Source organism: Undibacterium sp. Di26W (genome assembly GCF_049340265.1).
Classification (GTDB): Bacteria; Pseudomonadota; Gammaproteobacteria; order Burkholderiales; family Burkholderiaceae_D; genus Undibacterium.
This window is the reverse complement of record NZ_JBMPOR010000042.1, coordinates 1-12,755: the sequence shown is the minus strand read 5'-3', so window position 1 is coordinate 12,755 and position 12,755 is coordinate 1. Positions and strand designations below refer to the sequence as shown.

Annotated in this window: 9 protein-coding genes; 2 read left to right on the top strand and 7 right to left on the bottom strand. The window is 51.4% G+C overall.

The features are described 5' to 3' along the window. Positions 1-7: 7 nt before the first annotated feature. Together ACO0LM_RS27915 and ACO0LM_RS27910 are read right to left on the bottom strand one after the other, a co-directional pair. The gene (locus ACO0LM_RS27915) at positions 8-1,198 is read right to left on the bottom strand and encodes an ABC transporter permease subunit (RefSeq protein WP_423042108.1); all 1,191 of its coding nucleotides are present in this window, start codon (positions 1,196-1,198) and stop codon (positions 8-10) included. 11 nt (positions 1,199-1,209) lie between these two features. Beyond that, the gene (locus ACO0LM_RS27910; RefSeq protein WP_423042106.1) at positions 1,210-2,139 is read right to left on the bottom strand and encodes a branched-chain amino acid ABC transporter permease; all 930 of its coding nucleotides are present in this window, start codon (positions 2,137-2,139) and stop codon (positions 1,210-1,212) included. A 59-nt stretch (positions 2,140-2,198) separates the two neighbouring features. Between ACO0LM_RS27910 and ACO0LM_RS27905 the strand changes: the two genes are divergently transcribed. Continuing rightward, the gene (locus tag ACO0LM_RS27905) at positions 2,199-2,381 is read left to right on the top strand and encodes a hypothetical protein (protein WP_423042104.1); all 183 of its coding nucleotides are present in this window, start codon (positions 2,199-2,201) and stop codon (positions 2,379-2,381) included. A 351-nt stretch (positions 2,382-2,732) separates the two neighbouring features. Here ACO0LM_RS27905 and ispH read toward each other — a convergent pair whose 3' ends face one another. Both ispH and ACO0LM_RS27895 read right to left on the bottom strand, forming a co-directional pair. After that, a complete protein-coding gene (ispH, locus tag ACO0LM_RS27900) occupies positions 2,733-3,671 on the bottom strand; it encodes a 4-hydroxy-3-methylbut-2-enyl diphosphate reductase (protein ID WP_423042102.1) in 939 nt (312 codons plus the stop codon). Between the two features lie 9 nt (positions 3,672-3,680). Then, positions 3,681-4,136: an FKBP-type peptidyl-prolyl cis-trans isomerase gene (locus ACO0LM_RS27895; protein WP_422990444.1), complete on the bottom strand. Its 456-nt coding sequence runs from the start codon at positions 4,134-4,136 to the stop codon at positions 3,681-3,683. A gap of 147 nt (positions 4,137-4,283) precedes the next feature. Here ACO0LM_RS27895 and radC point away from each other — a divergent pair, with 147 nt between their 5' ends. Next, complete coding sequence (gene radC, locus ACO0LM_RS27890; protein ID WP_423042100.1) at positions 4,284-4,958, top strand: RadC family protein; 675 nt, start codon at positions 4,284-4,286, stop codon at positions 4,956-4,958. A 162-nt stretch (positions 4,959-5,120) separates the two neighbouring features. Here the strand turns inward: radC and ACO0LM_RS27885 are convergent, their stop codons facing one another. Genes ACO0LM_RS27885 through ACO0LM_RS27875 form a run of 3 tightly spaced genes read right to left on the bottom strand, consistent with a single transcriptional unit; the run spans position 5,121 to position 12,716 of the window. Next, positions 5,121-5,324: a hypothetical protein gene (locus ACO0LM_RS27885; RefSeq protein WP_423042098.1), complete on the bottom strand. Its 204-nt coding sequence runs from the start codon at positions 5,322-5,324 to the stop codon at positions 5,121-5,123. Further along, complete coding sequence (locus ACO0LM_RS27880; protein ID WP_423042096.1) at positions 5,311-5,718, bottom strand: hypothetical protein; 408 nt, start codon at positions 5,716-5,718, stop codon at positions 5,311-5,313. Before ACO0LM_RS27880 ends, ACO0LM_RS27885 begins: the two co-directional genes overlap by 14 nt. 5 nt (positions 5,719-5,723) lie before the next feature. After that, the gene (locus ACO0LM_RS27875; RefSeq protein ID WP_423042094.1) at positions 5,724-12,716 is read right to left on the bottom strand and encodes a scabin-related ADP-ribosyltransferase; all 6,993 of its coding nucleotides are present in this window, start codon (positions 12,714-12,716) and stop codon (positions 5,724-5,726) included. Positions 12,717-12,755 lie beyond the last annotated feature (39 nt).

Below are 12,755 nucleotides of genomic sequence, written 5' to 3'. Positions count from 1 at the left end.
GTCTTCCTTAAGCAGCCGCTTCGTTATTCTTGGCCATACGATCTTCATGCTTCGGTGCGGGCCACAGGCCTGCAGGGCGATTCAGCATGATGGCAACCATGGCGAAACCGTACAACAATTGACGCAAGACTTCAGCCTCTATCCAGACTTTTCCAAAAATAAGGTTTTGTACTGGATCCACAACGTGACGCAAGACTTCTGGCAAAGCCGCCAGCAACACCGCCCCCAGAATCACGCCAGGAATATGGCCAATACCGCCCAACACGACCATTGCCAGAATGACGATGGATTCCATCAGCGAGAACGATTCTGGCGAGACAAAACCCTGGAAGCTTGCGAACATCGCGCCAGAGACACCACCAAACGACGCGCCCATGGAAAACGCCAGCAATTTGACGTTACGGGTATTGATACCCATGGCCTTGGCTGCAATTTCATCTTCACGTATCGCCACCCAGGCACGGCCCAGACGGGAATCCTGCAAACGTATGGACACGATCACGATGGCAATACACAAAGCCAGGAACAGGAAATAATAGGCATTCACCGAAGGCATGCTCATGCCAAGGAAATGTACGGTTGCATTGGAACCTGCTTCACCCGCCAGTGACACGCCAAATATATGGATAGGATCAATCAGGTTGATACCTTGCGGGCCATTGGTGAAGTTGATCGGCGAATTCATGTTGTTCATGAAAATGCGGATAATTTCACCAAAACCCAAAGTCACGATCGCCAGATAATCACCGCGCAGTTTCAAGGTTGGGGCACCCAGCAAAGCACCAAACAAACCAGCCACCGCTGCCGCAAAAGGCACGATCACCCACACTGACAGATGAATACCATTCTGGGTGATTTCCGGACCACAAACCGCGATCAGAAACGCACCGACCGCCGGATAATTATTGACGAAGGATTCCAGGATCACAGCAAATTGCTGCGAGCCAAAAATCGCTGCCAGGTAAGCGCCCACCGCATAGAAGGCGATATACCCCAGATCCAGCAGGCCAGCAAAACCGACCACGATATTCAGGCCCAGGGCCAGCATGATATACAACAGCGCGAAGTCGATAATCCTGACCCAGGAATTACCAAAATTGGAGGCCACGAAGGGGAACAATACAATCACAAAGGCCAGCACAGCAAAGCTGGTGTAGGCTTTTTTCGGATTGGCTTTTACATCAAATATGGTTGACATTGATTTTCTCCTTACGCACGGTCAGCAACACGCTCACCCATGATGCCGGATGGACGCAAGGTCAGTACGATAATCAAAACGACGAAAGCAAAGATATCCTGGTAGTGACTGCCAAGGATGCCGCCAGTCAGGTCACCGATATACCCGGCCCCCAGACTTTCGATCAGACCCAGCACAATACCGCCCACCATCGCGCCATAGATATTGCCGATACCACCCAGTACCGCAGCAGAGAAAGCTTTCAGGCCAGGTACAAAGCCCATTGCAAACTGTGCAGAAGAATAATTCGCTGCCCACATCACACCGGTAATCGCTGCCAGTGCGGCACCGATGGCAAAGGTGGCCACGATCACCTTGTTGGAATCAACCCCCATCAAACCAGCGACACGCGGGTTTTCTGCCGTGGCGCGCATGGCACGGCCCATCTTGGTTTTTTCAACCAGCAGCACCAGGCTCGCCATCGCCAGCGTTGCCAGTACCAGCAACAATATCTGGGTTTGCGAAATCACCGCGCCACCCACCTCTACCGGTGTAGACGGCATCACGGATGGGAAAGGAATCGGATTACGGCCCCATAGCATCATGGCAAAAGTCTGCACCAGAATGGAGACCCCAATCGCCGTGATCAGGGGAGCCAGTCGCGGTGCATTACGCAACTTTCGATAAGCGACCCGCTCTATCACGATGTTGACGATCACACAGACGGGTATGGCACCCAGGATGGCAATGATCAGTTTGACGATGCCAGGCAAGTCAGGCGCGATACTCTGCAATAGCTTGAGGACACTCAGGCCAGCCATGGCACCGACCATCAGCACATCGCCATGGGCGAAGTTGATCAGATTCAGCACCCCGTACACCATGGTGTAACCAAGTGCCACCAGCGCATACATGCTGCCCAGCACCAGACCATTAATAATTTGTTGGATAAAGGTATCCATATTTTGCTTCTCTCTTATGAACGAATCGAATTTCTGATTAAAAACAGGCGATGAACTGAATGCCAATCAATGCAACTGAAAAAAGTTCAGCAAAAATCATTCCTGATAACGAAAGCGGCACCCTGGTGTGGGTGCCGCCGGAATTCGAGCGAGCGCTATCCAAACAAGCGCGTCATCATACTGGGAGCAACGATAGCGTGATCGATACACATGATAAAAATCTCCTCTGCAACTTTTCGTAAAAGCTTTTTGTAATATATTTGTACTTAATGGTTATACCAGTAAAGTGGGCCGGATTATACAGAGTTTGAATCTTGTCGCAGTGGTAAAAAAGCCACCGCAAGCTACGTATTTTCCACAACAGCCACGCACCAGCATACGCGTTATATAAATCCAGCAAAGGCCAGATTTGCATAGTGCCGCAATCTTAAACACGTATTTACAAAATAAAATATCGAAAACAACTGCTGCAACAAGTTTTTAATCAAAAGCAGATTTCACAACTCCCGGAAGAAAGAGACGAAACGAAACAAACCAAACCAACAAGTAAGCACCGTGCACGAACGTCATGCATGCACGGCAGTACTACCTAGTCAGGCCTTGACAGCGGACAAGCCTTTCGGCATCGGGAAAGTCACCGCTTCTTCTACCCCATCCAGTGCACGCACGCTGCGTGCACCCAATTGTCGCAGGCTGGCGATCACTTCCTGCACCAGGATTTCAGGTGCCGACGCACCGGCAGTGACACCTATGCGCTGGCGGCCCTCCAGCCATTCGGGCTTGATCTGGCTGGCGTTGTCTACCATATAGGCAGTGACGCCCTTCTTTTCAGCCACTTCACGCAAACGGTTGGAATTGGAACTGTTGGGGCTGCCAACCACCAGCACCAGGTCCACCTGTGGTGCCATGAACTTGACGGCTTCCTGGCGATTGGTGGTGGCGTAACAGATATCCGCTTTTTTCGGTTCACTAATGGAAGGAAAGCGTGCTTTCAGGGCGGCAATGATTTCTATCGTATCGTCCACCGACAGCGTGGTCTGCGACACAAAGGCCAGCATGTCGGCATCATTGACCTGCAGCTTTTGCACATCATTGACCGTTTCGACCAGATACATGCCCCCTTCAGACTGCCCCATGGTGCCTTCGACTTCAGGGTGGCCATGATGGCCTATCATGATGATTTCACGCCCCTCTTTGCGCATCTTCGCCACTTCGATGTGTACTTTGGTAACCAGCGGGCAGGTGGCATCAAAAATCGTCAGCCCCCGGGCTTCGGCCTCCCTGCGCACTTCTTGCGATACACCGTGGGCAGAAAAAATCAGGGTATTGCCAGCCGGGACATCGTCCAGTTCTTCAATAAAAATCGCGCCCTTGGCCTTGAGGTCGCTGACCACATAGGCGTTATGCACGATTTCATGCCGGACATAGATGGGTGCACCGAATTGCTGCAAGGCACGTTCGACGATTTCGATAGCGCGGTCCACACCAGCGCAAAATCCGCGTGGCTGGGCTAATAGTATTTCCTTGTCCATGGCAGTCAATTAAAGTATCCCAATAATTTTTGTTTCAAATAATACGGTCTGGCCCGCCAGTGGATGATTAAAATCAAACAAGGCACCCTCCTCGTCCAGCGCCCGCAAGATACCGGCAAACTTGCCACCGGCAGGTGCTGCAAATTCCACCAGGTCACCAATCACATATTGCTCGCCAAATGCCGAGTTTTCTTTTAGTGTAGCCAGCGAGACTCTTTGTATCAATTCTGGATTGCGCGGACCGAAAGCTTTTTCCGGTGCCAGCTCTTGCGTGGTATGAGAACCCTCTTCCAGCCCCAGTAAAGATGACTCCAGTTCCGGCGCCAGTTGCCCTGTACCCAGTTGCAGGGTAGCAGGACGCTCGTTAAAGGTACTGAGTATGTCTTCACCATCCAGGGTTGCAAGGCGATAGTGCAAGGTCAGGTAAGCGTTGGGGGTAACGGTAAGATTGGCTGTGGCAGACATGGTATGAAGCTTTAAAAGTAAGGCAATGAATAAGTTGGGCAATAAGTTGGGCAATAAAATAGGGCATAAAGAAGGCCGTAGGCTGGTATTGTAAGCCAGCTTTTAACTATGCAGGCTGTGTGCCTGCATTCCATGGAGAAAACCTAGATGGCAATCAATGAATGGCCGGAAGAGCAACGTCCTCGTGAAAGACTGATCAAACATGGTGCCAGCGCCCTGTCGGATGCAGAATTACTGGCCGTCTTCCTCAGAACCGGAGTGGCGGGCAAAAGCGCAGTGGACCTGGGGCGTGACATGATCAGCCAGTTTGGCTCCTTATCCGGCCTGTTTTCTGCCAGTATTCGTGAATTTTCAGCGATTCATGGCCTGGGCAGCGCCAAATATGCACAATTGCAGGCCGTGCTGGAACTGGCGAAACGTGCCATTTCTGAAGAATTGCAAGAAAACACCTCGCTGTCGTCACCGCAATCAGTCAAGAAATACCTGCAACTATTAATAGGCAGCAAGACGCATGAATCTTTCGCCGTACTGTTCCTTGATGTCAAAAACCGCCTGATCAAGACCGAAGAACTGTTTCGCGGCACCCTCAATCATGCCAGCGTCTACCCAAGGGAAGTGGTCAAAAGTGCACTCCAGCACAACGCAGCAGCCATCATCCTGGCCCACAACCACCCCTCCGGCTCTTGCGAGCCCAGCTCAGCAGACCTGCAACTGACCACCACCCTGAAACAGGCATTGGCGCTGGTGGACGTCAGAGTGCTGGATCACTTCATCGTGGCCAACCCCAAGGTGTACTCATTTGCTGAAAATGGGCAGATTTGATGCAGTGGCTTGAGAAACTGCCTGTTTGTTGTCGCTGGACTATGCTTGCGCATAGCCAGGTCTGTGCCTGGAACGCTGTTTTGATGTTTCTCGTAACCAAGATGCTCGGTCAGTTCTGCATTGAGCGCTGTTTCCACCACGAGCTTTTTTTACTGGCTCTATTCAAATCGTTGACGGAATGTATTTAGGGTTAGGCTCAAATTCCCCTGTAATTAATCCGTATGCATCTACTTTCCACGCTCCAGCAATTGCATGCGGCGGGATGGCCTGATGAGGTAAAAATTTACCGTCAATTGCGTACACCCAGCCATTCTTATTTCGCTTAGCCTCATTAATTACATCTTGCGTAATCTCAATTTTTTTCATTTTTAAGGCTTTCCAACCAAATTTTATAGTTCGCATCTTGCTCCAAAACGAACGAGACAGTATCCCTAGCAGCGGGGTCAAAGGTTAATACGACGTCTGCTTTTTGACTTGCGCTACCCATAACGAAAATATATCCAACCTTGCCTCCAGTCGATTGTCTTTGCATTCTGGATGCAACAAAATCACGGCGACATCCATTCAACAGCGGCACTATTTGAAGTGGTTCTAAAAAATTTAAACGAAGTTTTCTTAGCGCATCAATTAAATCCGTACCAGATTCAACGAATTCATTTCCGTCAAACTTTATTCTTAAAGAAAATCTCACGCTGTCGTCAAATTCCAAATCAGCGTCAAATTCGATACCGGATTGAGTTGAGTGGCAAATTATTTTCATATCTTTTACATATCAAACCATGGATTTTTTATAAAAGGACCAATAAATTTCCCGTCTGGTCCGACTCTTCTAGCTCCCATAATGTCCCAAGGTTCGATTGTATGCGGAACTGCAACTTCCATCTCATGAGGAAATGGTGAAGCTGGACCTAGAACCTCATTTACGTCAATTCCGGCTGGTTGATTTTTTAAAGTGTACACATACCCGTCACCACTCGCAGTTTTACCAAAATCTTCTCGAGCTACATTCGGCGATTTTGAAGTGGAAACATAGTTACTTGCCTTCCCAGTACCAGCATATTCAAGTAGGTCATCAGTTCCCCCCAATGGTTCAAATCCCGTATCGAATATCTTTGATGGAGGGCGCGCGTCACCACGGAAAAGGAATTTCTGTGTCGAATCAGCAGATGAGTTTCCGATGACCGATACTTCACCTGCACTATTTGCCCCAGCGACATTATCCGGTACCAACGTCTCAGGAATAGCACGATTAGTGTTTGCAGGTTTTGCACCCAATGACTCTTCAACCTTGACCACAATATTATCAAGGATTTGACCAACATCTTTTGTAAGAATTGGCAATTTATTTTCCACAAATGCCAAGACTGTGCCACCAACCTTCTTGATGATGGGTCCACCTGCCACTTGGGCAATCACATCAGTAACATTATCTGGCATCAGTACTTCAGCTAAAACATATGCGGCAGCAGCTCCTTTATCCCCCACTTTACCTACAATACCACCCTGCTGCTGCCAATATGCGCCAGATTGTACGATAATATCTTTAGTACCTTCTTTTATGTCATGAAGAGTGTTATTTGCTGCGCTAGTCGTATTAACGATAAGTTCGACACCCTTACCAAGTTTGTCATTGATAGCTGCTGCATTAGGATTAGTCAGAGTCCCATATTCATCGTAACCATCATATTTGTTTGTAAACATATCACTTGCTTCTGCGTCAGACACAGACGTAACTTTCTGATCAGGAAATTCAACTATCTTTCCAGTACTAAGCTGAATTGCAGGAATTGGATTGCCATTTGTGTCAAATGTGACACCTCTGGTATAAGTTGTTCCGGTCGGTAAATATCCAGACGGATACTCAGGTGTTGCGTCTGTCGCTGCAAATCCACCATTTGATGTACTGTTCCAAGTTATTTTTTTCGTTCCATCTGCCGCTTCGCTATCTGCATCTGCTACAGATGAGCTATTGTTGACACCGTAGCTTTTATTTGGATCAACGATGCGGCCACTTGGTAATTGATAACGTCCGTCAGCAAAAGCAATCACTCCATCGCTGCCGACTTTAACTGTCACTGTTGGGGAATTTGGATTTTCCCCATGGCCCATCGCTTGATTTGACCAATTGTCAATCGAGTCATCGGAGCCCGCGGCAACATTAATAGGCCCCAAATTCGCCAACAGCTGATCCACATTGGTGTTGTAATCACCGCCAATGCTGCCTGCATCAGAAAACTTCAGCGCCCCGGTCCTGTCTGCGGCATTACTGACGTCCGCACCAGTCACAGAACTAAGCGCATTTAAATAGGCGTTCATGCCGTAAACAACTTGCCCGCTGACATCCTGGGTGTTATCAATGATTTGATTGTTATCGTAGACAAGATCATTGATCGTCGTTTGTCCGTTATTTCCCTGACCAGTTGTTGCTCCAGAGCCAGTACCGGTTGTGTCACCACCTGGTGTGGTTGTTCCCCCGCCCGGCGTGGTTGTTCCACCGCCCGGCGTGGTCGTGTCTCCACCTGGTGTCGTTGTTCCCCCGCCCGGCGTGGTTGTTCCACCGCCCGGCGTGGTCGTGTCTCCACCTGGTGTCGTTGTTCCCCCGCCCGGCGTGGTTGTTCCCCCACCCGGTGTGGTCGTATCTCCACCTGGTGTCGTTGTTCCACCTCCCGGTGTAGTCGTGTCTCCACCTGGTGTGGTTGTTCCACCGCCAGGCGTGGTCGTATCTCCACCTGGTGTCGTTGTTCCACCTCCCGGTGTAGTCGTGTCTCCACCTGGTGTGGTTGTTCCACCGCCAGGCGTGGTCGTATCTCCACCTGGTGTCGTTGTTCCCCCACCCGGTGTGGTCGTATCTCCACCTGGTGTCGTTGTTCCACCTCCCGGTGTAGTCGTGTCTCCACCTGGTGTCGTTGTTCCCCCGCCCGGCGTGGTTGTTCCCCCACCCGGTGTGGTCGTATCTCCACCTGGTGTCGTTGTTCCACCTCCCGGTGTAGTCGTGTCTCCACCTGGTGTGGTTGTTCCACCGCCAGGCGTGGTCGTGTCTCCACCTGGTGTCGTTGTTCCACCTCCCGGTGTAGTCGTGTCTCCACCTGGTGTCGTTGTTCCCCCGCCCGGCGTGGTTGTTCCCCCACCCGGTGTGGTCGTATCTCCACCTGGTGTTGTTGTTCCACCATCGCCACCAGTATTACCTCTATTTACGAAGTCATACACATCCTGTTGAGCTTGTGTAAGCTGCCGCAGAGCATCTGCCAGAGCTGCATAGGTATTGGCGACCACGTTGGGGCCTGGATTGAAATAATCGCCCCACAATTCAATTTCCGACTCAATCTCATCGTAATTCCTTTGTGCAACATCCACGGCTTGTTGCAACGCATGCAAAGTCCCAGTGTCAGTATTGCTGCCAGGACCTGTTTCGCTAGTGCCAGTGCTATCATCGCTGGTGTCGACGTCGTGCTCAGCGGCATACAAATCTGCCTGAAGTCTTGTCACCTCTTCCTGTGCAGCACCTTCTTGAGAAAGCAAGGACGTGTATCCAGGATCGCCGATATCTGGATTACTGTACTCTTGAATCAGCTTTTGAATATCTTTCAGGTGCTGCAACGCATCAGCCACGGCTGCCCGCAAAGATTCCAGATCAGATGAACTGGTAGTGGCCATCATCATCGTCATCATCATGGCTTTGCCAGCAAGGGCATGTACCGGCTCGACCCAGGTATCGGTCTTGCCGGTGCCGTTGCCCGCGTTGGCGGTAAAGCTATTGTGATTGATGCCCGTCCAGCTATTAAACACCTGGCCATTCACGCGCAGGATGTCGGTCGCAACACCGTCCGTTTCGCTCACCACTACCTGGCCACGGGCATCAGTGATCTGGTGTTTGATGGATGTCACATTGGTGTTGCCCTTTACACTGACGTTGACCATCTGTATCTGTTTGCCATTGACGTCATAGCTGTATTGCTGAGTATTCGTGCTATTGGCACCAGACACCCGGCTGTTACTGTAGGCAGATTCAACACGGCTTTGCAGATAGCCTTCGGCCAATGTTTGTTCCAGACTGACATTGACGTGATTGCCTGCAATATCGTCCATGCTGTAGCCACGTAAGTGGCCTGCCGCGTCATAGTTGGTATAGTTGGCCTGTTGAACGGTTTGCCCTAGCACATTGTTGCGTATATTTTTTCTGATGAGGCCATTGGCATCGTAGTAGTGAGCATCCTGGGTTGTCGTCTCTGCATAAGCGGCCAATTGGCTGACCTGCAATGCTTGCATATAACGTGCATCCATACCGCTGCTAATACCTTGCTGTAGCAGGCGACCAGCGCCATCATACAAGCGCTGATCCACGACCGTTGCCAGTGCTTGTGGCAAACGGTTACCTTGCGGATCATAACTGGCCACTGCAATGCTGCTGACCCGGTTGGCCGCGTCATAGCTGAAGTAACGCGTGATCAGACCTTCACGCACGACATAGGTAGTGCGACTGGTGTCCGGCTGACCATTGCTGCCCAGCGGTATCTGTGCCACCAGTTCCTTACCCCAACTGGTGTCACTGGCTACATTGCCGTTCTTGTCATAAGTCAGCAGATGGCCCTGGCTGGCGACCAGGTTGCTGGTGTCAGCAGCACTATTGTTATTTGCCCCTTCAACCAATATCTGCCTTTGCATACTGTCATAGGCATACCAGTTGTAGGTGTTTGAAACGGTACTGGCCACCGTTTCATGGCTGACCGTATGCATGCTGCCGCTGATGCTGACCTGGCGGGTGGTCGTGCCTGCAGATTGTGTCAGTTGCACATTGAGCTCACGTAAGAGATTACCCGACTTGTCATAGCGTAGTGCAGTGATATGTGCGTCATCCCGTGCTTCAATGATGAATATCTGCCCGTGGGCGTTATAGCTCAGACGAGTATTTTGCAGGCTGATATCGGCCTGGATGGTTTGTTCAGTTACGTGTTGTCCGGCCAGATTGTAGCTGTACAGCGTGGTCTTGTCAGTGGCCAAGTCACGGATCTGGGTGACTTGGCCAACTTCGTCGTAATGGTAGTTCAGGTTCTGGCCACGGCTATTGGTTTGTTGCAGCAATTGCCCCGCACTGTCATAGCGGTAGCTATAGGTGGCACCACCAATGTCCTTGTGGCTTTGCAACTGGCCTTGTGCATTGAACTGCCAGGTGCTGATGTTGCCGTTGGCATCGCGATAGGCAATCTGGTGGCCCTGGGTGTCATAGGCATATTGTTCAAACTGGCCCAGTGGTTTCTGGATGAACACGACATTGCCGCGCAAATCATATTCATAATGCGTCGTTTCACCATTGGCATTGGTCCGGGCGATGACCCGTCCGGCCTGATCATAGCTGGTGCTGCTGACCAGGCTTTGGGTACTACCGGCGACATTGCCGGTGCTGGTGTTGTACAGGCCAACCGGATCGCTGCTAGCCTGGACCAGGCGGCCCATATGGTCGTACTGATAGCGGATGTGGTTGCCGTTGGCATCCGTCAGGGCAATCTGCTCACCAAAGGCATTATAGACATGGCTGACGATGCCACCATCGGCATGGGTTTCCTTGATCAACTGGCCGCGCGCGTCGTAGCTCATGCGGTTGACATTGCCATTGGCATCCCGGATGGCAATCTGGCGACCCCGGATATCGTAATAGTATTCGGTAATGGCGCTATCGGCACTTTGTTGGCCATCGTCATCCGGGTTGATCTGGCGTATCAACCGGTTATTCGCATCGTACTGGTAAGTGGTTACACCACTATAATCGCTCAGGTCACTGCGGCTGGTGAGATTGCCCCAGCGATCAAAGCTCTGATAGATGACTGGTATTTGTCCATCGCGGGTTGGCAGGGTGAATGTCACGGCACGGCCCTGTGCATCATACTGCGTAGTGCTGCGGCGCAGGCCAGACACATAATCGGCCTCTTGTGCACTGGCTATGTTAGCCAATGGGTCGCCGTTGCCAAAGTTGAGGCTGGCGGTGCTGATACCTTCACTGCTTAAAGTGACCGTCTGGTGGCCTTGTACATCATACTGCATGACCTTGGTAACACCACCGCTGTTACTGCGCCAGAGATGGCCGGCGTTGTCATAGTCATAGTGGGCGACCTCGACACCATTGCTGCGCTGGCTGGTGGCTTCATCAAAGGCGTTGTAGCTGACTTCATTGCGCACCACGGCTGTTTGTGCCTGGTTAAGGTAATTAATGTGCGTACCATCAGCGCTAAGTTGGATATTGGAACCAGGCGTAATGGTGGCAGTACGACGCCCCAGGGCATCGTATTCATAGGCGGTAAACAGGGTGTGCAAGCTATCATTGCTCCACACCGCTTGCCATTGTTTGCCCAAATGGTTTTGTGCATCGTAAGAAGCGAAGTGACTGACACCATTGGCATCGGTACTTTGTACGACATTACCACGGTTGTCGTAACGGGCAAGGCTGATACGGTCATCGCTGCTAAGACTGGCGGCGACGTAAGTTGTACTGTTCGCAGAAGCTACACCGTTCGCATAGTCGCGTTCGACGACGATATTCCCATAGGCATCGCGGCGGTATTCTTTCAGTGTGCTCAGTGCGCTGCCAGGTTCTGTCGTGGTACCTGGTTCAACCACGGCTTTGAGGCGGCCCAGGGCATCGTAATAACGGTAGCTGGCATTACCCAAGATATCCCAGCTAGCCACCAGATTGCCGGTGGCATCGTATGCACTCGTCGTCGTGAGAATGGCACGATTGCGTTGACCACTGGAGATATCTGTCACGCCATCACTCACCTCGACATTAACTCGAGTCAGGCTGATCTGACGATTGGCCTTGTCATACCCAAAGCCAGTAATGCGGTCATTGTCGTTATGGATGGGCAAGACCAGCTTGCCATTCCCATCCACACTACCCGCATTGGCATATTCCGTGATTCTGGTGACATTGCCATTGGCGTCATAGATTTTGGAGGTGACATAACCCAGCGCATTAATACTGGCAGTCCGTTGCCCTTTTTTGTCATAGAAGTAGCGGCTGATGTCCCAGCTGTCGGTTTCTGGATTATTCAGCACCGCGGTCTGGCTCAAATTACCAAACACATCATAGCTAAAGCGCGTCACTTTAGACACCAGTATGCTGCTGGCTCCATCTTGCCCACTATTCACCCAGGTCGCCGCTTCCGTGGTTTCTATCACCCGCCCCAACTGGTCGTAATGGGTGGTGGTGGTCCGGTCCTGGCTATGGGCTGTTGCTGCCAGCGCCGTCGTGACCTGGCTGGCAGTAGGTGCCTTGCCTGCGCTGCCAGTGATACTGCTCGTATTGATGGCCGTGGCATAGCGCGTCACTGCCGTGGTATTCCCAAAGCTGTTGCGGCTATAACCCGTCACATTACCAAGCGCATCCACGTCATAACTGACACGGCCCAGCTTGTCATACGTGCGGTAGCTGTAATTACCAGCCACATCGCGGCTGGCGATGACATTACCAAAGCTGTCATAAGTGACCGTGCTTTGCAGCGTGACCTGTCTTTCTGAGGCGAATGCCAGGCTGTTGGCACCATTCACCGCCAGCGTGTCACCGGCCCCGTCATACACAGTCGTAGGCGCATAGATGGTTTTGACCTGACGACCGAGTGCGTCATATTCATAACGGGTGATGCGTTGTTCTGGCCTGCCCGCAGCTTCGGTACGGCTGCTCAGGTTACCCAATGCATCGTAAGTCATGCTGGTGACGATGGCAGCACTGACGGTGGTGCCTGGCTGCAGGTTGCCACTGGTATCCACAGTGACACTGGCCAGGCTGACGACTGGTGATGTTTCACT